A 22896-nucleotide genomic window follows, 5' to 3' on the forward strand; every position below is an offset into this window, starting at 1 on the left:
AGCTAACTACTTATTCTTAAGTAGTTGGCTTTTTTGTTTTATCCTATCATTTTTTATTATAGATACTTGAGAGCATGTTCTACTCTTGTTGTTTTACTATTTATTATCCCCTTATATCAAATAAAAACGAAATAAAATGAATAAATTCTCTAAATATCTCCCTTGGATTAAAGCTGATGGTATAAACCCCACCTAGAACAAACAATTGTGATTGATGTTTTGATTAACTTTTCCAAGGTGAATGTAAAATACATTCACAGAAATTCTTTGGTTTAAAGTTCGGTTTACAGAATTCAACGACATCAGATTTAATATTACCAAAGGTAGTTTCTGGTTTATGCTTAAAACCTTCATAAAAAGCTGGAATAATGTCTTGTTTGAAATTATTACGTGGGAATGCTTGTACAATTTCTTCTCTCAATTCAGCTGGAAATTGTTTAAAACCATCCCCCATAACGTCTAACCCTACACCTGAGTACAATAATGATACTTCAGATTCTTTATGTTCTGCTATTCCAATTGTCGTATGCAATGCTATTGCATCCCAGACAAGGCGAATTGACTCTTCTGGAACTTGATATTGTTGCAAAAAGCTTCTTGCAGCATTTGCACCATCTACTTCAAATCGTAAATCTGGACTGCTATACTCTTTTGTTAATCCTAAATCGTGGAATAATGCACTGATATACAGTAACTCTAGATCATAATTCTTTTTTGCCTCTTTTCCCATAATGGCACCAAATAGAAATACACGGTTCGAATGATTCCAAAGTAAATCATTTCCGTAGTCTCTTAAAATATCTCGTGCATCCCTTGCTAAAATAGAATCTGGAATTTTAATACCTGCTACTTCATTAAGCATAATCTAAAACACCTTTCCAATCTAATAGTCCTCATTTTCATAAGGCCATCTTCATTTTAAAAAAGTTTACATCATTTATCTATTAAATCATTTCTATGATAATCATAGTTTTTTTCTATATTAGATATTATTTTTAAAGTAAGGTAATTACATTGGAAACTACTTGTTTTTAGTTATAAATTTTGTATCGTTAATTGATTTTACTTTTCAAAATGTGCTGACCCAAAAAAGTTAGACATATTTAGTTAAGCTACTTCTAAGACCTGAGTTTCGGTACTCCACCTGGCTTAGGTCTTTTAATTTTGCCTTCACTCGTTTGTGATTGTAATAGTGAATATAGTGATGTAATTCCTGTTCATAATGCCATGGATTCAAATTCTTGTAGATACAGGAAAACTCTTTGGAATCCCTCGCATAGCAAAGGGTCTACAAAAGACACAAAAAATCCCCATAAAAGTAAGATTGGAGTCAAACTTTTACAGGGCAGTTCGTTTCGACAATCAACCTATTTTTCCTCTGCATTCTTATAGGAATGTTTAAAAGGAAGCTTCCATCTTAATTTATTATTCACCGATAACATGCGAATCACTACTATAAAAATAACAATGACTGACAATTCAAGCGGGCTGTCCCACCCTAACCATATACAAAGGGCACATACAAATGTGAGGACAGCATGGATTTCTTCTCTTAATGCAAGCGGTGTTCTACCAGCTAACAAATCTCGAACCATCCCTCCACCAACACCAGTAAACATCGACGCTATAATAATGATACCTAGGTCGTGATGTAAGCTTTTTGCTAACAATCCGCCTTGTATTGCGAAAGAAGCTAGGCCAATTGAATCAAAGAAATAGCCCCAGCGGTTCCAATGATGAATCCAGTTCCTTTTGACAAATAAAATGGTCGTCAGCGTGACTAAAACGACTAATAAGGATTGCCGTTCCCATATATCTGACACAGGGATATCCAGTACAACATTGCGGATAATGGAACCACCATAAGACGTTGTCAGACCAAGCACAAATATGCCAATAAAAGAATAGTTGGCCTGTAACGCAACAAATGCTCCACTAATGGCGTAGGCAATAATGCCAATGATATGTAATACTGACCATGTCACATCATCCATCTCCTTTTTACTATACAAAAAAGCCCACCATAAAATAGTTGCGCATTGAGTACGCAAGCTATTTTATGGTGGGCTAATATCCTAGCAGTAGTACCTACTAATTTATCCATCTCACCATGTATCATAAAAGAATATAGCTGCTGTGCCATACTAATTGACACAACGACCATAAAATTTCCTAGTTAGAATTGTAATTGATTTTTTTATTAAACTCAATATGAATTTTTGATTATAGCGTTTCATACATGACTTGGCCCATTAAAGAGATGTCATAATCTCCTAATGCAGCTACTTCAGATTGGAAATCAGGTGTATTTAAAATCTCCTTCACCATATCGATGAGCGGTTGATTTTCTGGTGTTTTTAATAACACAATATCGTAACGTTCAGTGACCATCGGTATAAAATCGACCTGAATAAGCTTGGCGATTTTTTCAATGCCAATCCCAACATCTGCACGTCCATTGGCAACTGCAGAGGCGACATCGAGGTGGCTCATTTCTTCATGGGTATAGCCTGCAATCGTGGATGGAGCGATACCGTGAATGCGCAATTGTTCATCTAACAGAGTACGAGCACCTGAGCCTTTCTCACGGTTGATGAATGTGAATGTCTTTGTTTGGAAATCTTCAAATGTGCGTATCTCCAGCGGATTCCCCTTTTGAACATAGAAACCTGCTTTACGTGATACAACATTGATGAGAACAAAGGCATGGCTGACAAAGATTTTTTTTACATAAGGAGTATTATAATCTCCTGTATCCCCATCAAACATATGTAAACTCGCAATATCACAGTCTCCGTGATACAACGCCATTACACCATTAAAACTACCTTCATGTGAGCGTAATACTTTCGTAGATCGTCGTTTCTCGATATATTTTGCTAAAATATCTAATACTAAATCTTGCCCACTCACTATAATTTTCGCGTGATTTTTAGTCGGAGTGGCTATGGAAGCCTGTGCCAAAGCTGGCATACTACCTGTTTTTTGATTTTGTATATAGGTTTGCAAGTCAGCACGATCTACCCGCATTTGTCGCCCTACGCGGAAAACTGGCAAATCACCCTTTTTCACTAAATCATAAATTGTTAATTTTGAAACCTTTAATAATTGTGCAACCTCTTCAATCGTATAGGATTGTTCTTGTGACATGTAAAAGTTCTCCTCCTATAAGCCTCTATTTTACATGGTAACGTATTTATAGCCTTATGAACATCTTGACATTTTCTACCCTTACTAACTTTCTTTTTTATTTATATCTGATTATAATTAGTTATGTCTTGTTATAACGAGTAATAAAAGGAGTATACTCATCGTGAAAAAATATTATCGTTTATTTGCGACACTGTTAGTACTAGTTGGACTATTAGCAGCCTGTGGTAACCAAGAGGCGGCAACAAACGAACCAGTTGAACTAACAATTTCTGCGGCAGCTAGTCTACAGGATGCCTTAGAAGAACTGAAAACAACTTATGAACAACAACACGATACAATCAAAATTCTCTATAACTTTGGAGGTTCAGGTGCTTTACAGCAACAAATTTTACAAGGGGCTCCTGCAGACCTTTTCTTTTCAGCAGCAAAGGATAAATTTGATGCGCTTGTAGAGAAAGAAATGATCGATCAAAAGCTAGGAACGGATCTTTTAGCCAATGATTTAGTATTAATCGTGCCTAAAAGCAATGAAAAGCAAATTCAATCCTTTGAAGATTTACAACAAGCAGGAAAAATTGCACTCGGTACGCCCGAAACGGTTCCTGCCGGACAGTATGGTGTGGACACATTAAAAAATATGCAACTGTGGGATTCACTCGAATCAAAAGTAGTGTATACAAAAGATGTACGTCAAGTACTTACTTATACAGAAACAGAAAATGTGGATGCAGGTATGGTCTATAAAACAGATGCCCTTGTCTCTGATAAGGTCAATGTCGTGGCAACTGCCGATGATGCTATGCACGCACCGATTATTTATCCTGTAGGTGTTCTAAAAGCTAGTAAACATGCACAAGAGGCGGAGGATTTTTATCACTTCTTACAAAGTGATGAAGCTATGGATGTCTTTGAAAAGTATAGATTTAAAGGGGCTCAATAAAAGATGAGTACCGATTTTTGGTCTCCACTTAGGCTTTCGATCGAAATTGCTTTTGTTGCAGGGATCATCGCTATTATAGCAGGTATTTTAATGGGTAAATGGATGGCAACCCATGATTTCAAAGGCAAAATAGTGCTAGAAACGGTATTGCTGTTACCATTGGTATTACCACCTACAGTAGTCGGTTTCCTGCTTATCGTCATTTTCGGGAAAAATAGTATGTTAGGAGATATCATTATCTGGCTATTCGATCAACCTATCATGTTCACATGGTGGGCGGCCGTCATCGCTTCTACAATCGTTGCCTTTCCATTAATGTATCAATCAGCTAAAACTGGCTTTGCCTCTGTCGATCGAGATATTGAAAATGCAGCACGTGTGGATGGAGCGAATGAATGGCAGGTCTTTCTTTATGTGTCCATTCCCCTTGCATTAAAGGCACTTGTTTCTGGTGGGATTCTAAGCTTCACACGAGCTTTGGGTGAGTTTGGAGCGACACTTATGTTTGCGGGAAATATTCCAGGGAAAACACAAACAACACCGCTAGCAATATATATGGCCATCGATTCTGGAAACATGACCCTTGCCTGGACATGGGTTCTGTGTATGATCGCCATTTCCTTCCTTTTACTTCTTAGTATCCATATCCTGAAAGTATAAAAGAGGTAGTTGGCTCTAGCCAACTACCTCTTTTTGCTTATCCCCCACTGATCGGTGGAATAAAGGCGATTGTGTCGCCAGATTTGACAATCGTCGTATCCGTTGCAAATTCTTCATTAACCGCTGTCATGATCTGTTGTAATGATAGCTGAGGGTAGCGCATTTCCATCCACTCTTTTAACTGCGCAACTGTCACATCTGACAGCTCTACTGATAGCTTTGATTCACCTAGTGCTTCCTGTAGGTGGGCAAATAATAAAATGTTAATCACAGGTTTTCCTCCTCCTGAATGGCTGGTTTCCCTTGCGGATAGGGAACATTTTCTAATTGATCACCAATCCACTCTGTCCCGTCCTCCCAATGTTCTTTTTTCCATATGGGCACGATTTGTTTTATGCGATCAATTGCATATTCATTCGCCATGTAAGCTATTTTACGATGCGGTGATGACACAGCAATCACTACGGCAATATCGGAAATAGCTAAATGACCGACACGATGGGTGATGGCTACTTTTGCTTCTGGCCACTCTTCTTGTATTTCCTTTGCAATCTGTTCAAACATTTTAATCGCCATTGCTGGATAGGCTTGATATTCCAAATGCATCGTTTTTTTACCATTTGTCATTTCACGCACTGTACCGATGAATAATGTGATGGCTCCAGCATTTCGACTAAGGACTTTTTGTCTTACTTCCTCCACATCTATTGGTTGATCGATAACTTCAAATAACGCTGTCGTCATAGTTTTTCCCTCATTTCTGTCAACAAAAATTCCATATATTGTGATTCTTCATGAATCGAAAAAGCAGGGATTGCAAGGGATAGATCAAGCGGACAGCTTGGCCAATAAATCACACAGCGGATATTGGTTACTTGCTGTAGTAGTACTTGATCCTGTGCAGTGCGCAGCAGCACAGCCTTCGGATAATGTTCATTTTTATACCCTTCAATTAGCATGATATCCAGTGGAAGGGACTCATAAATCGCTAGTATATCAGCCAATTGCCAGCTATTTTGGTGGATACTCATACGTAAAGTACCCGCCCCCTCCACTGCTGTAACAACCGCACCTGCTTGCTCATGCCGACTACTATCCTTGGAAGTTTCGATCGTCGGTACTCCACCATGTCCATGATGCTTAATGGTTCCTACCCTTAGCCCTTCCATTGTAGCCTGCTTGATCAATTGCTCCATCAATGTTGTTTTCCCACTATTTTGATAGCCAACTATCTGTAAGATTTTTCGATATTGTCCCAAGGCCACTCACTTCCTTGCAGATCTTCTAGCAAAAGGACATCCACTTGCATACCCTTTTCATAGCCTCTAGAGCCACCTGGTAAAACAATGAATGCATTGGCTGTCGCTAAAGATGAAACTGCACTCGATTTATCGAACCCAGATGGGACAGTTACGAGCTTCCCTTTTTCATATTCGATACGAGCTCGTACAAAGCGTGTAAAGGGATTTGGCTTTGTAAAATTAGCCCCTAAAATAGCTTGCTCTCTGCGTAAATGTGGTTGAGTATGCCCATATGCAGAACGTATAATCGGACGTACAAATAGCTCAAAGCCAACATAGCAGGCTGAAGGATTACCAGAAAGACCAAATAATAATTTGTCGTTGCGAGCAGCAACCGTTGTCACACTACCTGGACGCATCGCTATTTTATTAAACAATACCTTTGCATCGATCGCCTCATAAATAGCTGGTAAATAATCATAATCACCTACGGAAACGCCACCCGTTGTAATTAAAATATCTACTTCCTGTAAGGCTTTTTCTACGTTTTCAATACATAATGTAAGATCATCGCTCAACTTGCCGAAATATTTCACTTCTGCCCCAGCACGCTCAATTTGCGCCATCATCATATAGGCATTACTATTGCGAATCTTACCTGGCTGTAAAGCTTCACCTGGCTCTAGTAATTCGCTACCAGTGGCAAGCACACCAATAACTGTTTTACGATAAACAGGTACTTGCTCGTAGCCAAAAGTAGCAAGTAAGGCCATCACACCCGGGGTAATATATTGGCCTTGTTCAATGAGGACTGCGCCTTGCTGCACATCTTCCCCTTTATAGGAAATATTAGTACCTGCTTCAAAAGGTCGTTTAATCGACATGTACTTTTGGTGATTTTCTTCGAATGTTTGGGTTAATTCTAGCATGACCACTGCATCACATCCTTGCGGTATCGGGGCCCCGGTCATAATGCGGACTGCTTGATAATCGCCAACTACGTCTTCATAGACATAGCCTGCGCCAATTTCTCCAACGACTTGAAAGCGGACTGGATGCTGTGAAGATGCCTCTTGGCTATCGACGGAACGAATGGCATAGCCATCATACGGTGAACGATCAAAAGCAGGTACATCATGATCGGCTCTAATAGCTTGTGCTATAAAGCGTCCATGTGCTTGCGTTAATGACACATGCTCCTTTTTTGCTTGAAAGGCATAGTCCATTACACGATGAACGGCTTCTGCCACAGGAATTGGTTGTCTTTTTTCTACCATTTGGTACACTCCCTTAACCTAATAAACGATAATAAATGCTTTTGGCTTTCTGTATATCTTGTATACCATGTATCACAACTCGCCCATCTTGGAAAATAACGATTCGGTAATCGTCCGCTTGGCAAGATAGCAAATAAGGATTAACCTGGACTTCTCCGTGGGAACGGAGCTGATTTGCCAGCTGATCAAGCGAATAGTAAATGGGCTTTGGTGGTCGAATTTGTACCGCGTCTCGGCCACAAAGGATCTGTAATTTCGTTTGATTTTCATAGGATAGGTAAGGATAGGTCGGCTTGTCGCCACAAGATGGACAATCACCTTGCCTTATTTTCTCCACATTGATTTCATAGTGTTGATTTTGCCAAACATCAAACGTTAAGTAGCTTTTTCGTAAGGCTTTGTCATCTCCAACAAGCAGCTTGAAAACCTCTGCCACCTGATAAGCAGCAACAATTTGAACTGCTGGACTAATAATGCCAACGGTATCACAAGTCATCCCTGTATGGGGCATCACCTTTAATAAGCAATGCAAACAAGGCGTTTTACCTGGTACAACCGTGTAAGTCGCACCATAACTACCAACACAAGAGCCATATACCCAAGGAATACGATATTTTTGCGCAAGGTCATTCATGACAAAACGAACATCAAAATTATCGGTCGCATCGACCATCACATCAACATCTTCTAGTAATGGTAGCAAGGTCTCTGTACAAGCATCCATAATGCCGACATGAATTTCTACCTCTGTGTTTATTTGTTGGAGACGCTTTTTAGCTGCGATAACTTTGGGCATTTTTTCTTGTGCATCTAGCTCTGTATATAATTGCTGTCTTTGTAAATTACTCCACTCTACATAATCACGATCAATGAGTGTCAGCCTGCCAATACCTGCTCGCACAAGCGCTTCTGCACTAGCACTCCCCAATGCCCCCGCACCTATAATAAGGACGTGTTTTTGCTGAAGGGATTGTTGCCCAGTTTGTCCGATAGGGTGAAATAATTGTTGTCTAGAATATCTATTTTGCATACGTATGTGGCCTTTCTTTCTATGAATTTTCGTTTGACCTTTTCATTTATAGCATTATAATAAAAGCAATGTTTTTTAGCAAAAACGCATTTGAAGGAGGTCTTACTGTGCATCCCTCACATCAGCAGCAACCAATTCAAGTTGCCATTTTAACGGTCAGTGATACACGCACAAAGGCAGATGATCATGCTGGTCAGCGTATTCAGTCCTTACTACAAAAAGCTGCATTTGAAGTTATAGACTACCAACTAACAAAGGATGAACCGCTCGATATCGCTCATCATGTTAAAAATTGGTGCAGCGATCCAACAATTAATACCATTATCGTTACTGGTGGAACAGGATTTACACCAAGAGACCAAACCTATGACACCATTCTGCCTCTGTTTGAAAAAGAAATGATGGGGTTTGGTGAATTATTTCGAATGCTCAGCTATGAAGAAATTGGCCCAAAGGCGATGTTTAGTCGTGCCACGGCAGGAAGTCTCCAGCAAACAGCCATTTATGTTTTACCAGGCTCCACAAATGCGGTGACTTTAGCTATGACGAAGCTCATAGTACCTACAGTCCAACATTTTGTTGGTGAGTTGAAGCGCTTATGAAAATTGCAGGTATAGTGTTAGCTGGCGGTCAATCCTCTCGCTATGGACAGCCAAAAATGTTTGAGAAGTTTGCTGGACTGCCATTATATAAACATAGTCTCATAGCCCTGCAAAAAAATCAGCTAAACCCTCTTATTATCGCTACAAATGCGCACTTACAACATCAGTTTGGACAGGAAAATGTCCACTGGGTTATTGAAAAGCAGCCACATCAAGGCCCTCTTTTTGCTTTGCATCATATCATGACAGCCTATCCTGATGTGGAATGGTTTTTTGTCGTAGCAAGCGATATGCCTTATATGAATGCAGAATTTATCCAAAAAATGGTAGGCTTGATTAATGACACGTATGATGCTATTGTTCCGACACAAGCGCTACGCGATCAGCCATTAGCTGCATTATATCGACGTACTGCTTTACCAAAGGCGACACAATTAACGACACAAAATAAACGGAGTATGAAAGTGCTTTTAGAGCAACTTCGTGTTTGTTATGTCCCTTTTGATGACAATAGCTCAACATTTATCAATATCAACGCACAACAAGACTGGTCACAAACAAGTAAAAAGGAGTTTAATAATGAATAATTTTACACACTGGAACGAAGAAGGTCGTCCTAAAATGGTCGATATCTCCGCAAAAGAAATCACAACACGTACAGCCATTGCGCGCAGTACGATTCTTTTATCCGATGCGGTCTATGAAGCCATCCAACAAGGTGGCATTAAAAAAGGTGATCCGACGCAAGTTGCGCAAATTGCAGGGATTATGGGCGCTAAAAAAACAGCTGATATCATTCCCATGTGCCATCCCATCATGCTACAGGGTACGGATTTCCAGTTTGACTATGAAAAAGCAGAGAATGGCTATGAGCTCCATATTCAAGCCACTGTTAAATGCAGTGGAAAAACGGGTGTTGAAATGGAAGCTCTCACTGCTGTGTCTGTCGCAGCACTAACTTTTTATGATATGTGCAAAGCCGTTGATAAGACGATGGTCATCAAAGAAACTTACCTTGTTGAAAAAACAGGTGGGAAAAGTGGCACTTTTGTGCATAAATAAACAGAAAAAATTCGGCATTATTGTGCCGATTTTTTTCTGTTTTTTACACCCTACCCCCCAATATGAGACATTTCAATTTTTGACGTTTTCCTTTTTGCCATCGTTTGTTCATTGCGTTCATCTGAATAACGATCATTTCTTGTTTCCCAAACGTTCGTTATGCACTTGATGATGGCAGCATCATCTTGCCCTGAACGTAACAATTCCCTTAAATCCGTGCCTTCTGTTGCAAATAAACAAGTGTATAATGAACCTTCTGCAGAGAGACGAGCACGTGAGCAATTGGAGCAAAATGAATCCGTTACAGATGAAATTATACCAATTTCACCTTGAGCATCTTGATACTGATAACGCGTTGCCACCTCTCCTTTATAATTGGGCGCTACTGGTTGTAACGGCGTAAACTGATGGATTTGCTCAATAATCTCTTTTTTGGACACCACATCATCCAAGCGCCAGCCGTTCGAATTCCCTACATCCATATATTCAATAAAGCGTAGAATATGCTGTTTTTCTTTAAAAAACTGCGCCATTGTAACAATATCTTGTTCGTTTTTCCCTTTTTGAACAACCATATTAATTTTTACTTGTAAGCCCGCTTCTGCAGCCTTTTCAATTCCCTCTAACACTGGCAATACCTTGCCTCTATGACCATTCATCTCGAAAAAACGCTCATCATCAAGCGAGTCTAAACTAACAGAAACTCGGGCTAAGCCTGCCTGTGCCAATGAATGTGCGTATTTTTTTAATAACGAGCCATTGGTTGTTAAAGCAATATCTTCTACACCTTTTATGCGGTGAATACGGGCAATTAATTCGGGCAAATCACGACGTAGTAAGGGTTCCCCACCTGTAATCCGTATTTTTTTCACGCCCAATGAAACAAAGATTTTTACTAATCGTTCAATTTCATCAAAACTTAATATTTTATCAGACGGTAAAAATGCGTAATCTGGACCAAATACTTCTGCTGGCATACAATAGCGACAGCGAAAATTACAACGATCTGTCACGGATATTCTTAAATCTCTTAACGGTCTGTGTAATTGGTCTTGTAGATTCGTCATCTAATCTCCTTCTTTCAATTCATTAGCTGGTAATAGGATGCGTTGTGGATGTGTATAAATATTCAATGTCTGTTGCCGAATAAAGCCAACCGTCGTAATACCAAGCTGCTCTGCTAATTGCAATGCTAATTCTGTGGGTGCTGATTTAGACAGCACGATGGCACAGCCTATTTTGGAAACCTTTAGTAAAATCTCTGATGATATTCGTCCGCTAAAGACGATAATTTTATCTTCCATACGGATGTTGTTGCGTAGGCAATAGCCGTAAATTTTATCCAAAGCATTATGACGTCCAATATCCATGCGACTTAGGACGATGCCATTTACATCACATAGTGCAGCATTATGCACCCCACCCGTTTTCTTAAAAATATCTGCACTATCCTGCATCGCATGCATTAAACGGAAGCAATCTTCGGTCGTTATTTGCACATGGACTTGATCCATTTTTTTCGCTACTAATGCATCGTTCGTAAACACAAAGCCTTGTCGACTCATCCCACAGCAAGACGTAATATAGCGCTTGTTTTGCGTCTGTTGGTAATAAGGATTAATATGCTTTGTTTTAATATGCACAAAACCCTCTTTCTCTTGGTGCCAAATTTCCTCAATATCCTCAAAACTACGAATCACTCGTTCAGAAGCTAAGTAGCCAATAACCATATCTTCTACATACTCTGGTGTACAGACCATCGTGACAAATTCTTGCTGATTAATTTTTACGGTAACAGCGTATTCTGAAACAATTAAATCAACCATTTCTGTCACTCGTTGTCCTTCAACACGCACAATTTTTCTTGTCATTGCTCGATCCATAAGGCATCCCCTTTATTCACTGATATGCTTTTCAAAAACAAAGACGGAAATCGCAAAATCCTCTTCAATTTTAATATCTGAAAATAAGTGAAGTAATTTGCTGCCCATCAATTCTTCCATACCCTCTGGTGGCGATTGTCTATATAAATCTTGAATCATACTCGTCCTTGCAGCATGCACCATTTTCAGCCCTTCTGGTGTACTGGCAATAAATTTTTCTGTCGGAGTGATATTTCCGTATAAGGTAGATACAGCCATATTCTCGACAAAAACAGTATGAATACGTTCAGGACCTTTACCAAATACTTCCTTTCTTAACTTTCGAATCATGTCATTAAATTCGTGGATTTTTTTAGACATAGCAACGATTCTCCCATCATAATTAAACTTTTTTAGGCAAATGGTTATGTAGGCCACCCTTACAGTTTGTTAATGATATAGCAACTTTTAAAAAAATAAAAGAGAAAATACTTTTTGATAATAATTCTCATTTAATAAATTTTATGATAAATATTGTTCATTTTGAAGGAAAGGGCTATACTATTCATATCACAAATGGAATTAATTTATTTTGAACCCTATGTTACGATGTTGCATAGTGTTTTTAATAGTTGAATTCTATTGTAATTAAAAAATAAAAGTAGATTGAGTTTTTAGCAAGACCTGCTAAGAATTTTATCCACCATGAATTATTAGCATGTCTCGGACATGTAATTTCATGGTGGATTTTTTTATTTTTTCAAAACCGAGACATGGATAACATGTTATGATCTAGCAATTTACCTATTTTGAGGTAGCTTCAAGAACCATTGGGAATTACAATGATAACAAGACAATCTTTTCAACAATCACCAACTCGATTTGTTATTCCCTTTTGTCTTAAGCTGTACCATGTTATCCGATTCGTCTCAAAGTGCAAAAGGAGGAAGTTACCTTGACTCAAATTAATATTAATGGCGTACCGTATGAAGTAAAAGAAGGAGCTACAATCCTTGATACCATTAATCAACATGACATTCCGCATCCACAGATTTGTCATGTGCCCGCTGTTGACCCCATTGAAACATGTGATACATGTATCGTGGAAGTGAATGGCCAATTAGTTCGTTCCTGCTCTACAAAGGCAGTAGACGGCATGAATGTACTCCTAACTTCTGACAAAGCAAAAGCGGCACAAACAGAAGCGATGGACCGTCTACTCGAAAATCATTTACTGTATTGTACAGTTTGTGATAACAACAATGGCAATTGTGCTTTACACAACACTGCCGAAATGATGGAAATCGAGCATCAAAAATATCCCTACCAGCCAAAAGTTGAACCTCATGAAGTAGATATGTCACATCCGTTTTATCGATATGATCCTAACCAATGTATCGCTTGTGGTCAGTGCGTAGAGGTTTGTCAGAATCTACAGGTAAATGAAACATTATCCCTTGATTGGGAAGCAGAAAGACCACGTGTCATTTGGGATACGGGCGTTGCTATCAATGATTCTTCCTGTGTAAGTTGTGGTCAATGCGTAACCGTATGTCCATGTAATGCCTTAATGGAAAAATCCATGCTTGGAGAGGCTGGATTTATGACTGGCCTCAAACAGGATATGTTAGATCCGATGATCAGTTTGATTAAGGAAGTTGAACCAGGCTATAGCGGTATTTTCGCCGTTTCTGAAGTGGAAGCAGCCATGCGTAGTAAGCGCACCAAAAAAACAAAAACAGTATGTACTTTCTGTGGTGTAGGCTGCTCGTTCGAAGTTTGGACAAAGGGTCGTAAAATTTTAAAAGTACAGCCTTCCGATGGTCCAGTAAATGCGATTTCTACATGTGTCAAAGGGAAATTTGGCTGGGATTTTATCAATTCTGAGGAACGTATTACAAAACCACTCATTCGTAAAAATAATGAGTTTGTGGAATCATCGTGGGATGAAGCACTTGATTTAATTGCAACAAAACTAGGTGGCATTCAACAACAATATGGTCCAGGTTCTGTTGGCTTTATCTCCTCTTCTAAAATTACAAATGAAGAGAATTACTTAATTCAAAAAATGGCCCGTCAATTATTTGGAACAAACGATGTCGATAATTGTTCTCGTTATTGCCAATCTCCTGCAACTGATGGTTTATTACGTACAGTTGGCATGGGAGGAGATGCTGGTACGATCAAAGATATTGCTAAGGCTGGACTTGTCATTATTGTTGGGGCTAATCCAGCTGAGGGACATCCTGTTTTAGCAACACGTGTGAAACGTGCACATAAATTACATGGTCAGAAATTAATTGTTGCTGATATTCGTAAGCATGAAATGGCAGAGCGTTCCGACATCTTTATGCGTCCAAAGCAAGGTACTGACCAAGTTTGGTTAATGGCTGTTACCAAATATATCATTGATCAAGGTTGGCATGATGAAGCGTTTATTCAAGAAAACGTCCTTCATTATGATGATTTTAAACAAGTACTTGCAACCTATACACTTGATTATGCACAAGAAATGACTGGTATTAGTAAGGAAACATTGATCGAAGTAGCTGAAATGATTCGTGATGCAGATGGTACATGTGTTCTTTGGGGCATGGGGGTAACACAAAATACTGGTGGCTCCTATACATCCGCAGCGATTTCAAATTTACTTTTAGCAACTGGGAACTATCGTCGTCCAGGTGCTGGTGCCTACCCACTCCGCGGCCATAACAATGTGCAAGGTGCCTGCGATATGGGGACACTTCCAAATCTATTGCCAGGCTATCAAAGAGTCACAGATGACGAGGCACGTGCAAAATTCGAAAAAGCCTATGGTGTCCCTATTCAACCACAGCCTGGTCGAAATAATATGCAAATGTTAGATGCGATCATGGAAGGGAAAATGAAAGCGATGTATTTAGTGGGCGAAGATATGGCACTTGTTGACTGTAATGCCAACCATGTAGATGAGGTGCTCTCACAGCTTGACTTTTTCGTTGTCCAAGATTGTTTCCTATCACGCACAGCACAATATGCAGATGTGATTTTACCTGCTGCACCTTCGCTTGAAAAAGAAGGTACATTTACGAATACGGAACGTCGTGTTCAACGCCTGTATCAAGTATTACCAACACTTGGTGAGTCGAAAGTAGATTGGGAAATATTGCAAGCGGTTGCTCGTCGTTTAGGGGCAGATTGGCATTATGATCACCCAAGCGACATTTTTGATGAAATGGCGAGCCTGTCTCCCCTCTTCTCACAAGCCAACTATGATGTTCTTGAAGGCTGGGGAAGCTTCTGTTGGGGTAGCCATGATGGTAAAGATACACCATTATTATATGAAGATGGCTTTAACTTCCCTGATAAGAAGGCTCGTTTTGCTTTAAATGATTGGGTGCAGCCTGTTGAGTTTGAAGCACAATACGATTGTCATATTAATAATGGCCGTATGCTTGAACACTTCCATGAAGGAAATCTAACAAATAAATCGAAAGGTATTCAATCGAAAGTACCTGAAATTTTCGTTGAAGTATCACCAGAATTGGCGAAAGAACGAGGCATTGCAGATGGAGCCCTACTTCGTTTAGTGTCTCCATATGGTGCCTTGAAGCTAAATGCTCTTGTTACAGATCGCGTACAAGGAAACGAATTATTCTTACCAATGAACTCTGTTAGCAAAGATTCAGCCATCAACTTCCTAACTGGCCCTGCAGCAGATGTGAATACGTCAACACCAGCTTATAAACAAACAAAAGTACGAGTAGAAGTGCTAAAAGCAAAAGGTAAATCACCACTTCCTCGCACAAACCCACGCTATAAAAAGCGTCATCCTCAAAATGGTGTTGAGGTACAACGAAAATGGAATCGTCCTGGCTACGTTCACTTAACAACCATAAACGAAAGAGAGTGAGAGCATGGCTGTACCCATTACAGGCATTAAAAAACAACAATTAACAGAAGAACAACTAAAAGAACAAAAATTAGATAATCTAAAAGAACTGCTTTCTGAAAATGAAGAAGCCGTCAATCAGGTGTTTAGTATTATGGCTGAATTAAATGATATCGGTGCACTAGAAGCAGCAATGAAGCTACTTGAAGCCAAAGAGGAAGTGGCACATATTGCACTTGGACAATTAACACGTAAGCCTGTAACCAATATCATTAACAATTTAATGGGTGTTGCGGGAGCATTGACGGCGCTCAATCCTGAAACAACGACTAAGCTGATTGAAGGCTTAAATACAGGCGTAGATGAAGCAAGTAAAGCACTTGAATCGAATGAAAAGGTCAGTGCCTTTAAGCTCATGAAAATGATAAACGATCCAGATGTTAATCGTGCGCTCAATTTTGGGGTTCATTTCTTAAAGGGACTCGGCAAAGGCTTAAAAGAATAAGGTGGTTCCTAAATGTTAACAAAAGAAAATGTTGTAAACGCATTGAAACAGGTAAATGATCCTGAGCTACATCAGAGTATTGTAGATTTGAATATGGTGCGAAACATTCAAATACATGACAACCATATAGCGCTGGATATTATTTTGACCATACCAGGATGTCCGTTAAAGGCGAAAATACAGCAAGATGTGGAGGAGGCCTTACAAGCGCTTGGTGCCTCCACTGTTACCATTAGCTTTGGCGCTATGACAGACCAGGAGCGTCGCACTTTAACCGCCTCTCTACAGGCAAAGAATGTGACTGATCAAGGAATGCCAAACATGCTATTGCCTAATTCTGGTGTTCAATTCATTGCCATTACAAGTGGTAAAGGCGGTGTTGGAAAGTCTACAGTGACCATTAATTTAGCGGTTGCACTTGCTCGTCTTGGCAAACGTGTAGGTATTTTAGATGCTGATATCTATGGTTTCAGTATCCCTGCCATGATGAAGATTGATCAAAAGCCTACCATGCTTGATCAAACGGCGATTCCAGTAGAACGTAACGGCGTAAAAATAATGTCGATGGGCTTTTTTACAAATGACAACCAGCCTGTTATGTGGCGTGGTCCTATGCTCAATAAGTGGATTCGCAATTTCCTTGTCAACACGCTATGGGGAGATTTAGATTACCTCCTCATCGATTTACCACCTGGTACAGGAGATGTTGCAATTGATATGGCTGCGATGATTCCACAAGCCCAAGAAATCATCGTGACAACACCGCATCTTGCCGCTTCTCATGTTGCATCTCGTGCAGGCTTGATGGCGCAACATACGAAACACACGATTCTTGGTGTTGTTGAAAACATGGCCTATTTTGAAGGCGCTGACGGTCAAAAAAACTATCTATTTGGACAAGGCGGAGCCGAACAATTAGCAGATTTATTGCAGACCGATGTAATCGCTCAAATTCCTTTTGCTCAACCTGAGGAAAATACAGGTTCCTCGGTCTATGATGAAGTGTCGATAATCGGTGAAGTGTTTACTCATTTAGCAGAAGATCTACTCTATAAATAATTTAAAACCCTTGATTTGTTTTTACGCAAATCAAGGGTTTTTTTTTCGATCACTTATAACCAGCCTTTTGTAACACCTGCATGAAATAAAAACGATACGTATTTTTTACAAATGTCTCTAGAGGTAGCCCTACATTCACTTGATATTTTGTAAATATAAAATAAAATCGTTTATCCCACTTTAGGCGTAATAACTCGCCTGCTTCTTCGCCATACTTCATCGTAAATTCTTCCATCAAAGGTTCGATCATCTCATAACAATAATCTTTTAAATGGGCCAGTGCTTCAATATCCTTATCCCTTTGAAAGCGTATAATCCAATCTACTAATTGTTCATTCATATTTGCACGCCGTCCTTTTAATAAGAGTTTCTTCCTATTAAATTATACTCCTTTTTTGGCGAATCAAAAAAAGAACGATTTTTCCAATAGATTTCACTCATCAATAGGACGATTCCAACGTAGATGATAGTGAACAGACCTCTTTTTCGTTTCTTTATCGAATACTAGTAATCTATCACCAGCTTGAATGACGTAGCTATTCTCTAATGTCCGAACAGTGGGCTGTTGTTGTTGGGAATTAATGATGCCAATATTGCGTTCCCACAATACCTGATGTTTGTTCATATCATAGAGCAATAACATGTGTTCAGCACTTTCTCGCTGTGTTTGTCGATATGAAACAAGAGCCGTTTTTTCTATGATATCTACATCCACCACTTTTGGTTGTAAATTTTCATAGGCTTGAATGGCTGGCTCGGTTAGGACAGCTTGACTAAAATCGCGAATGGCCTGATAATCCTCTACAGGCTGTGGATGTGTAGCAAAATAGCCCGGCAACTCTGTCTCGATGAAAAAACGGGCAGATAGGTAATCTTGAGCCTTCGCATCCTCACTTAATGTTTTACCATCAAAGCGATAGAATTTGCCATCGACCCCTTCCAAATATAAATGGTTCTCTAGGACAGCCATTTGATGTGCATTATTGCTCAATATTGCTATTAATGACGGATGTTGCGTTCGAAAATCTTTTTCAGAAAGTAGTTCTTTGCCTGTTTCCATATCTACCAAGGATAATTGACCAAACTCATCATCACGATGATGGACAAGAACACCCCCCATAAATTCCCCAAGCAGTGTTTCTTTATAGGAAGCTGATTTTGTCCATTGCTTTTCACCTGTTTGTAAATTCACAGCTACTAGGAGATGGTGTGCGATTAAATGCGTAATTCCATTCGATGTCCCATTATTTTCTGAGCCTTGCACCATTTGAACAGCAATGCTTTGTGAATCATCTGTATAAATCGGCGAATCGGATTTGATGGGAAAGCCTCTCCCCGCTAAGCCAAAAACAATCATTAATAGATTACTGACGAATAAAAAGGCAATGAGCAAAATGCTAGAAATAACGAGTCGTTTTCGTTTCATGACGATAAACAAAAATAGTAGAAGTCCCGTACCTAACACGATGCAGAAAAAAATATCGTGGATAAGCCAACCATTTAAACGCCATGAATAGATATATCGTTGTAGAAATTGTTCCACTTCTCTACCCCCCTCAAACAACGACTAACTAAAATCTGAATAAAGGACATAACGGTCACATTCCAAGCATTGAAATAAATAGCCTTGATGATGACCATTGTTCATTAAGGATGCAGAAAGTTCTTCTTTTGAAAAGCCGGTATAATTATCAAATTGATCCTCAATTCCTAGCTCTACTAAATCACGCCAACCAACATAGCCGATAAACGCACAATAGTCAGAGCAATGTGCCACCCAATTATTGCCCTGCCAGCTTACATAGCCAGGCGTCCGAAAGAGTACTTCCTCAGCAAACTTGGGGTTCGTAACCTGTTCATCATCCATTAAGTCTTGCTGGAAAGAACCATCATATTTTTGAGCTGCTTCCCCGCTATGGATGCAGGAAGGACAAAGATAATCTACGTCCTCAATTGCATAAATACCACCAGTATAATAGACATCCACTTCTTGCTCGCAACAATCACATACAACGATTTCATCTGTTTCAAAAATTCCAGCCTCTAGAGGGTTTGGTAGATATTTAAACGTAGGAATTTTCGTTTTGAGCTGCTGATGGTCTCTAATTTTTCTTGGCAGCAGAGGATTCACCGAATTTGGTTTATCTATGTAGGTCTGGAGAACGCCATACTTTTTTCGATCCTTTTTATCGTCTTTATTCATAATGACAGTAAATAACTGATATGCCTCAGGATACATCCTAAGTAAACAGTAAACCTCTACTAATATCCTTAATGTTTCTTCTGATTGTTGAACCTGCTTTAATTGATCTTTAAACATATGCATTTGATTAATGGTTATTGGATTGGAAGGATTAAATTTTTGTCTTAGTTCGTGCCATTCTTCCGCAATCGTCATAAAAAATAGGCCTCCTTCTCACTTGCTATTTGGCAAATGAATACTCCTTTATCATTTGACAGATTTCCACTTTATAGTTTGTGTACCATTTGTCTTTACCCAATTGTTGTGCTGTTAAATGCTTGGCATTGTCTTTCCATGCTTGGATAGCCTCTAGCGATTCCCAATAAGATACCGTTATGCCCTTTCCTTCCTCATTTCTAACACTTTCAACACGAATGAAACCAGGCTGTTGCTGTGCTAAGGCATCAATTAGGTCAGCCATCTTGCCATAGCCATCCCCATCTTGCTCAGTTCTTTGCGATGTAAAAATCACTGCATAATATGTTTCCATTTATTTCTCCTCCTCTATTACTTTTATTGTAAACCATAATGACTTTGACTAAAATCTAAATATAGGACACTGAAAGGATTGTGACAGAATGGGAATTAATCCAAACATGGCAGAAATAGCGGCACTTCTTGGTGAAACGTCAAGGGCAACCATACTTGCTAGTATGATGGACGGTCGTTTTCATACGGCTAGTGAACTAGCATATATGGCTGCCATCAAACCACAAACTGCTAGCTTTCATCTTGCTAAATTAGTAGAAGGAAAGCTGATAAAAGTTGAAAAGCAGGGACGTCATCGTTATTTTCAATTGGCTGGTGAGGACATTGCTCAATTTTTAGAGTCATTCCTAGCCATCTCTCCACCACCTGAAGTACGTTCATTAAAGCAATCGAGCCAAATCAAGTTATTACAGGATGCTAGAACTTGCTATGATCATCTTGCTGGTAAATTGGGTGTCCAATTAACGGAATCGATGCTGAAGGCAGGCTATCTTACATTGGAGGGTAAACAATTTGTCCTGACAGATGAGGGCATATTATTTTTTACGACATTCGGAATCGATTTAACTGCTTTAAAGAGAAAACGACGATCCTTTTCTCATGCCTGTTTAGATTGGAGTGAACGGCGTTATCATTTAGCTGGTGCACTAGGCTGTGAGCTATTAAATCAATTTTTCAACCTTGGTTGGCTTTTACGAGTTCCCTCTATTCGCGCCATTAAAGTGACGGAGAAAGGGAAAATAGGCTTTAAAGAGGTCTTTCATTTAGATTTGTAAAATAGGAAAGGGCACGGGGTTATCTCCTAGCCTTTTCTCCACTAAAAGTTCGGTTTACTAAATAAATGCCCATGATGATGAATAAGCCGCCAACCATTAGTGATGGTTTTAACGGTTCTTCCAATAACACCCAGCCTGTTAATACGCCAAAAAAAGGAGCTAAAAATAAATAGGCACTTGTTTTTCCTGGATCACTATTTTGCAGAAGATAATACCACCCTGCAAATTGTATGATCGAGGAAAAAATACTAAGCCACAACAGAATCAATAACGATTGTGGATTCACAATAAAAAATGGCTGTTCTAACAATGCGCTTCCTAGTAATAAGAGTAAGCCACCAAATAGCATCTGATATGCAGATAAAACCCACGTATCAAATAACACGCCCCATTTTTTCACTAACAGGGTGGCAGTAGCCCAAAAAACAGCTGATAGCAAGCCAAAAAGGATACCTACTTTCCATTCAACTTGTGCCCCCATCGTAATTATCACCCCGATTAAGCCAAACAAAACCCCGATCCATTGATAGAAACGATAGGACACTTTCATGAAAATGGTGGCAAAAATTACAACTAGTAATGGGTTTGTAAATGTTAAAATAGAAGACTCACTTGCCGTGATGGTGCGGAGACTTAAAAAAATACACCCCATCACACCTGCTGTTTGAAAGAGCCCGATCATGCATAACTTGAACCACTCACTCCTTGTACTAGGATGAGGTCTCTTCAAGATAATAACAACGATAGCCATGATTATACCAGCCAATATAAAGCGAAGTGCAGCTAATAATAAAGGCGAGGCATACGGTAAGCCTAATTTAACAATGGCAAATGATGAACCCATTAAAAAGGTCGTTACTACTAATAAAGCAATAAATTGATAATTTTTCATCCAATAGCTCCTTACCTGATAGAATAATTGTTCTACGTACATTATAATCAGGAAGTATTTCAATGCTCATCGAAGTATGGATTACAACTCAATTTAAAGATTTTATAAAATTTCGTAAGGAAGAGGATAGTATTAAAAAATCTTACCTCCAACAGCAAAGAGGTAAGAAACTATGGATTATTTATTTTGCATAAACGATCTGACGTTGTCTGCGATTTCCTCCGATTTTGTATGGTGTAAGTAATGATCCCCATCCAGTGTGATTACTTTGCCGTATACGGAATGTTTGACTTGTTCTTCATGAAGCGGTATCCAGTTCTTTTCAACTCCACCACTTTTCGCTTGGACAAATAAGAGAAGAGGTAGATCTTTAGGGAATGTAAGAGTTTTGGCTGCCGTGAAATTTTTGCTAATATGCTCTAATTCATTTGAAGTGCTTGTATTATAAAAGTTTTTGAGTGTAATCATCCTAATTTGCTCTTTTGTGTCGTCATCATACGGAAGACCTGCATAGGGATCATCTGAAAATTTTATAAGAATTCTTGCAATCCCTGATTTTTTTAGCAGCTGTAACGACTTAATTGGAAACTTCGTGTCCATACCACCCTGTGTAGGGACACTGCTATCAATCCCGACAAATCCAGTTACCTCATTCGGATATTTATTAACATAATCGAGTCCATAGATGCCTGCTATCGAATGTCCCATTAGCATATACCGATCAATCTTTAACTCCTGTAAAGCTTCATGGATTTCACTAACAATATTCTCTGTGCTTCGTTCTTTAGCTGTATCCTCACTTAAGCCATAGCCAAAGGGCTCTATTGAAACGATTTTATAATAGGGAGCTAGTTCATCTATCAATGGCTTAAAGTCGAGCGTTGGTGCTGCAGTACCGAAGCCTGGTAGTAATACGATGGTTTCAGCACCCTTACCTTGAATGGTGACATTCATTTTTTCCCCATTCACGGAGACGAGCTGACCATAAGGTTCTATTTTTCCTTGCTCTATTTTGTTGCAAATCATGTTTATTGTAAAAACAATGACAAGTAGCCCCACAATGGATATACCTAGGACTGCCATTGATTTCAGTAAAACACGCATAAATTTTTTCATGTTTGATGCACGAGGGGATTCACCTTTACTCGTGCCTCCTCCTTTACTACGATATTCCAGCTACTTTTGAGCTGTTAGTGCAACTATAAAGGAGAAAGATGTCTGCCGAATGACGACAA

The 22896-nt window shown here is 39.3% G+C and carries 26 protein-coding genes and 1 pseudogene; 9 read left to right on the top strand and 18 right to left on the bottom strand.

The window, feature by feature from the left end; translation table 11 throughout:
• Nucleotides 1-223: 223 nt before the first annotated feature.
• The 4 genes and pseudogenes from L6W14_RS12860 to L6W14_RS12875 all read right to left on the bottom strand — a co-directional run bounded on the left by L6W14_RS12860 (nt 224) and on the right by L6W14_RS12875 (nt 3150).
• Nucleotides 224-862 carry an HD domain-containing protein gene (locus tag L6W14_RS12860; protein WP_131521450.1) on the bottom strand — a complete coding sequence of 213 codons (639 nt, stop codon included), beginning with the start codon at nt 860-862 and terminating at the stop codon, nt 224-226.
• A 231-nt stretch (nt 863-1093) separates the two neighbouring features.
• Nucleotides 1094-1256: pseudogene (locus L6W14_RS12865) on the bottom strand (IS3 family transposase); the annotation flags it as partial.
• Between the two features lie 111 nt (nt 1257-1367).
• On the bottom strand, nt 1368-1994 hold the full coding sequence (locus L6W14_RS12870; RefSeq protein ID WP_227744964.1) for a trimeric intracellular cation channel family protein: 627 nt from the start codon (nt 1992-1994) through the stop codon (nt 1368-1370).
• A 229-nt stretch (nt 1995-2223) separates the two neighbouring features.
• Nucleotides 2224-3150: a substrate-binding domain-containing protein gene (locus L6W14_RS12875; RefSeq protein ID WP_237898153.1), complete on the bottom strand. Its 927-nt coding sequence runs from the start codon at nt 3148-3150 to the stop codon at nt 2224-2226.
• Nucleotides 3151-3313: 163 nt separating this feature from the next.
• Here L6W14_RS12875 and modA point away from each other — a divergent pair, with 163 nt between their 5' ends.
• Together modA and modB are read left to right on the top strand one after the other, a co-directional pair.
• A complete protein-coding gene (gene modA, locus L6W14_RS12880) occupies nt 3314-4093 on the top strand; it encodes a molybdate ABC transporter substrate-binding protein (RefSeq protein ID WP_237898154.1) in 780 nt (259 codons plus the stop codon).
• A gap of 3 nt (nt 4094-4096) precedes the next feature.
• A complete protein-coding gene (gene modB / locus L6W14_RS12885) occupies nt 4097-4753 on the top strand; it encodes a molybdate ABC transporter permease subunit (protein WP_054550421.1) in 657 nt (218 codons plus the stop codon).
• Between the two features lie 37 nt (nt 4754-4790).
• Here modB and moaD read toward each other — a convergent pair whose 3' ends face one another.
• Genes moaD through L6W14_RS12910 form a run of 5 tightly spaced genes read right to left on the bottom strand, consistent with a single transcriptional unit; the run spans nt 4791 to nt 8301 of the window.
• Nucleotides 4791-5024 carry a molybdopterin converting factor subunit 1 gene (moaD, locus tag L6W14_RS12890; RefSeq protein ID WP_131521454.1) on the bottom strand — a complete coding sequence of 78 codons (234 nt, stop codon included), beginning with the start codon at nt 5022-5024 and terminating at the stop codon, nt 4791-4793.
• A complete protein-coding gene (locus L6W14_RS12895) occupies nt 5021-5497 on the bottom strand; it encodes a molybdenum cofactor biosynthesis protein MoaE (RefSeq protein WP_048392456.1) in 477 nt (158 codons plus the stop codon). Before L6W14_RS12895 ends, moaD begins: the two co-directional genes overlap by 4 nt.
• Nucleotides 5494-6018: a molybdopterin-guanine dinucleotide biosynthesis protein B gene (gene mobB, locus L6W14_RS12900; RefSeq protein WP_305799914.1), complete on the bottom strand. Its 525-nt coding sequence runs from the start codon at nt 6016-6018 to the stop codon at nt 5494-5496. The genes L6W14_RS12895 and mobB overlap by 4 nt, the downstream gene beginning before the upstream one ends.
• Entirely contained in the window at nt 5982-7271 is a 1290-nt protein-coding gene (gene glp / locus L6W14_RS12905; RefSeq protein ID WP_237898156.1) for a molybdopterin molybdotransferase MoeA, read from the bottom strand. The genes mobB and glp overlap by 37 nt, the downstream gene beginning before the upstream one ends.
• 13 nt (nt 7272-7284) lie before the next feature.
• Nucleotides 7285-8301: a thiazole biosynthesis adenylyltransferase ThiF gene (locus L6W14_RS12910; RefSeq protein ID WP_131521457.1), complete on the bottom strand. Its 1017-nt coding sequence runs from the start codon at nt 8299-8301 to the stop codon at nt 7285-7287.
• Nucleotides 8302-8408: 107 nt separating this feature from the next.
• Between L6W14_RS12910 and L6W14_RS12915 the strand changes: the two genes are divergently transcribed.
• The 3 genes from L6W14_RS12915 to moaC are packed head-to-tail and all read left to right on the top strand — an operon-like array spanning nt 8409 to nt 9965.
• Entirely contained in the window at nt 8409-8903 is a 495-nt protein-coding gene (locus L6W14_RS12915; protein WP_237898157.1) for a MogA/MoaB family molybdenum cofactor biosynthesis protein, read from the top strand.
• Nucleotides 8900-9490 carry a molybdenum cofactor guanylyltransferase gene (locus L6W14_RS12920; protein WP_131521459.1) on the top strand — a complete coding sequence of 197 codons (591 nt, stop codon included), beginning with the start codon at nt 8900-8902 and terminating at the stop codon, nt 9488-9490. The genes L6W14_RS12915 and L6W14_RS12920 overlap by 4 nt, the downstream gene beginning before the upstream one ends.
• Nucleotides 9483-9965 carry a cyclic pyranopterin monophosphate synthase MoaC gene (gene moaC / locus L6W14_RS12925; RefSeq protein WP_048392450.1) on the top strand — a complete coding sequence of 161 codons (483 nt, stop codon included), beginning with the start codon at nt 9483-9485 and terminating at the stop codon, nt 9963-9965. Before L6W14_RS12920 ends, moaC begins: the two co-directional genes overlap by 8 nt.
• 50 nt (nt 9966-10015) lie before the next feature.
• Here the strand turns inward: moaC and moaA are convergent, their stop codons facing one another.
• Genes moaA through L6W14_RS12940 form a run of 3 tightly spaced genes read right to left on the bottom strand, consistent with a single transcriptional unit; the run spans nt 10016 to nt 12208 of the window.
• On the bottom strand, nt 10016-11032 hold the full coding sequence (gene moaA, locus L6W14_RS12930; protein WP_131521460.1) for a GTP 3',8-cyclase MoaA: 1017 nt from the start codon (nt 11030-11032) through the stop codon (nt 10016-10018).
• Entirely contained in the window at nt 11033-11848 is an 816-nt protein-coding gene (gene fdhD / locus L6W14_RS12935) for a formate dehydrogenase accessory sulfurtransferase FdhD (protein ID WP_004230594.1), read from the bottom strand.
• A 12-nt stretch (nt 11849-11860) separates the two neighbouring features.
• Entirely contained in the window at nt 11861-12208 is a 348-nt protein-coding gene (locus L6W14_RS12940) for a Na-translocating system protein MpsC family protein (protein WP_004230595.1), read from the bottom strand.
• 574 nt (nt 12209-12782) lie between these two features.
• Here L6W14_RS12940 and fdhF point away from each other — a divergent pair.
• From fdhF to L6W14_RS12955, 3 genes are read left to right on the top strand one after another with little or no spacing between them, the layout of a single operon-like run.
• Nucleotides 12783-15719: a formate dehydrogenase subunit alpha gene (gene fdhF, locus L6W14_RS12945; protein WP_237898158.1), complete on the top strand. Its 2937-nt coding sequence runs from the start codon at nt 12783-12785 to the stop codon at nt 15717-15719.
• Nucleotides 15720-15723: 4 nt separating this feature from the next.
• Complete coding sequence (locus tag L6W14_RS12950) at nt 15724-16203, top strand: helical membrane plugin domain-containing protein (RefSeq protein ID WP_131521463.1); 480 nt, start codon at nt 15724-15726, stop codon at nt 16201-16203.
• Nucleotides 16204-16215: 12 nt separating this feature from the next.
• The gene (locus L6W14_RS12955) at nt 16216-17262 is read left to right on the top strand and encodes an Mrp/NBP35 family ATP-binding protein (RefSeq protein WP_131521464.1); all 1047 of its coding nucleotides are present in this window, start codon (nt 16216-16218) and stop codon (nt 17260-17262) included.
• A 49-nt stretch (nt 17263-17311) separates the two neighbouring features.
• On the opposite strand, the gene L6W14_RS12960 is transcribed toward L6W14_RS12955, so the two are convergent.
• The 4 genes from L6W14_RS12960 to L6W14_RS12975 all read right to left on the bottom strand — a co-directional run bounded on the left by L6W14_RS12960 (nt 17312) and on the right by L6W14_RS12975 (nt 19994).
• Nucleotides 17312-17602 carry a hypothetical protein gene (locus L6W14_RS12960; protein WP_048392436.1) on the bottom strand — a complete coding sequence of 97 codons (291 nt, stop codon included), beginning with the start codon at nt 17600-17602 and terminating at the stop codon, nt 17312-17314.
• Between the two features lie 93 nt (nt 17603-17695).
• Nucleotides 17696-18805, bottom strand: a complete 1110-nt coding sequence (locus L6W14_RS12965) for a PQQ-like beta-propeller repeat protein (protein ID WP_237898159.1) — start codon at nt 18803-18805, stop codon at nt 17696-17698.
• 24 nt (nt 18806-18829) lie between these two features.
• Entirely contained in the window at nt 18830-19660 is an 831-nt protein-coding gene (locus L6W14_RS12970; protein WP_131521466.1) for a CbrC family protein, read from the bottom strand.
• A 25-nt stretch (nt 19661-19685) separates the two neighbouring features.
• Complete coding sequence (locus L6W14_RS12975) at nt 19686-19994, bottom strand: antibiotic biosynthesis monooxygenase family protein (protein WP_131521467.1); 309 nt, start codon at nt 19992-19994, stop codon at nt 19686-19688.
• A gap of 88 nt (nt 19995-20082) precedes the next feature.
• On the opposite strand from L6W14_RS12975, the gene L6W14_RS12980 reads away from it, so the two are divergent.
• Entirely contained in the window at nt 20083-20769 is a 687-nt protein-coding gene (locus tag L6W14_RS12980; protein ID WP_066037762.1) for an ArsR/SmtB family transcription factor, read from the top strand.
• A 19-nt stretch (nt 20770-20788) separates the two neighbouring features.
• Here the strand turns inward: L6W14_RS12980 and L6W14_RS12985 are convergent, their stop codons facing one another.
• Nucleotides 20789-21661, bottom strand: a complete 873-nt coding sequence (locus L6W14_RS12985; protein WP_131521468.1) for a DMT family transporter — start codon at nt 21659-21661, stop codon at nt 20789-20791.
• 177 nt (nt 21662-21838) lie between these two features.
• On the bottom strand, nt 21839-22777 hold the full coding sequence (locus tag L6W14_RS12990) for an alpha/beta hydrolase (RefSeq protein WP_237898160.1): 939 nt from the start codon (nt 22775-22777) through the stop codon (nt 21839-21841).
• Nucleotides 22778-22896: the final 119 nt, after the last annotated feature.

It is taken from the genome of Lysinibacillus sp. ACHW1.5 (assembly GCF_022014815.1).
In the GTDB taxonomy this organism is placed as follows: domain Bacteria; phylum Bacillota; class Bacilli; order Bacillales_A; family Planococcaceae; genus Lysinibacillus; species Lysinibacillus capsici.

What these genes read in the sequence shown, in the direction of transcription:
- moaA (WP_131521460.1), bottom strand. Translation starts at nt 11,032, where the DNA reads ATGACGAATCTACAAGACCAATTACACAGACCGTTAAGAGATTTAAGA.
- L6W14_RS12895 (WP_048392456.1), bottom strand. Translation starts at nt 5,497, where the DNA reads ATGACGACAGCGTTATTTGAAGTTATCGATCAACCAATAGATGTGGAG.
- L6W14_RS12985 (WP_131521468.1), bottom strand. Translation starts at nt 21,661, where the DNA reads ATGAAAAATTATCAATTTATTGCTTTATTAGTAGTAACGACCTTTTTA.
- L6W14_RS12920 (WP_131521459.1), top strand. Translation starts at nt 8,900, where the DNA reads ATGAAAATTGCAGGTATAGTGTTAGCTGGCGGTCAATCCTCTCGCTAT.
- moaC (WP_048392450.1), top strand. Translation starts at nt 9,483, where the DNA reads ATGAATAATTTTACACACTGGAACGAAGAAGGTCGTCCTAAAATGGTC.
- L6W14_RS12940 (WP_004230595.1), bottom strand. Translation starts at nt 12,208, where the DNA reads ATGTCTAAAAAAATCCACGAATTTAATGACATGATTCGAAAGTTAAGA.
- L6W14_RS12960 (WP_048392436.1), bottom strand. Translation starts at nt 17,602, where the DNA reads ATGAATGAACAATTAGTAGATTGGATTATACGCTTTCAAAGGGATAAG.
- L6W14_RS12950 (WP_131521463.1), top strand. Translation starts at nt 15,724, where the DNA reads ATGGCTGTACCCATTACAGGCATTAAAAAACAACAATTAACAGAAGAA.
- glp (WP_237898156.1), bottom strand. Translation starts at nt 7,271, where the DNA reads ATGGTAGAAAAAAGACAACCAATTCCTGTGGCAGAAGCCGTTCATCGT.
- L6W14_RS12980 (WP_066037762.1), top strand. Translation starts at nt 20,083, where the DNA reads ATGGGAATTAATCCAAACATGGCAGAAATAGCGGCACTTCTTGGTGAA.
- L6W14_RS12970 (WP_131521466.1), bottom strand. Translation starts at nt 19,660, where the DNA reads ATGACGATTGCGGAAGAATGGCACGAACTAAGACAAAAATTTAATCCT.
- modB (WP_054550421.1), top strand. Translation starts at nt 4,097, where the DNA reads ATGAGTACCGATTTTTGGTCTCCACTTAGGCTTTCGATCGAAATTGCT.
- L6W14_RS12955 (WP_131521464.1), top strand. Translation starts at nt 16,216, where the DNA reads ATGTTAACAAAAGAAAATGTTGTAAACGCATTGAAACAGGTAAATGAT.
- L6W14_RS12910 (WP_131521457.1), bottom strand. Translation starts at nt 8,301, where the DNA reads ATGCAAAATAGATATTCTAGACAACAATTATTTCACCCTATCGGACAA.
- L6W14_RS12975 (WP_131521467.1), bottom strand. Translation starts at nt 19,994, where the DNA reads ATGGAAACATATTATGCAGTGATTTTTACATCGCAAAGAACTGAGCAA.
- L6W14_RS12870 (WP_227744964.1), bottom strand. Translation starts at nt 1,994, where the DNA reads ATGGATGATGTGACATGGTCAGTATTACATATCATTGGCATTATTGCC.
- L6W14_RS12990 (WP_237898160.1), bottom strand. Translation starts at nt 22,777, where the DNA reads ATGAAAAAATTTATGCGTGTTTTACTGAAATCAATGGCAGTCCTAGGT.
- L6W14_RS12875 (WP_237898153.1), bottom strand. Translation starts at nt 3,150, where the DNA reads ATGTCACAAGAACAATCCTATACGATTGAAGAGGTTGCACAATTATTA.
- L6W14_RS12860 (WP_131521450.1), bottom strand. Translation starts at nt 862, where the DNA reads ATGCTTAATGAAGTAGCAGGTATTAAAATTCCAGATTCTATTTTAGCA.
- fdhD (WP_004230594.1), bottom strand. Translation starts at nt 11,848, where the DNA reads ATGGATCGAGCAATGACAAGAAAAATTGTGCGTGTTGAAGGACAACGA.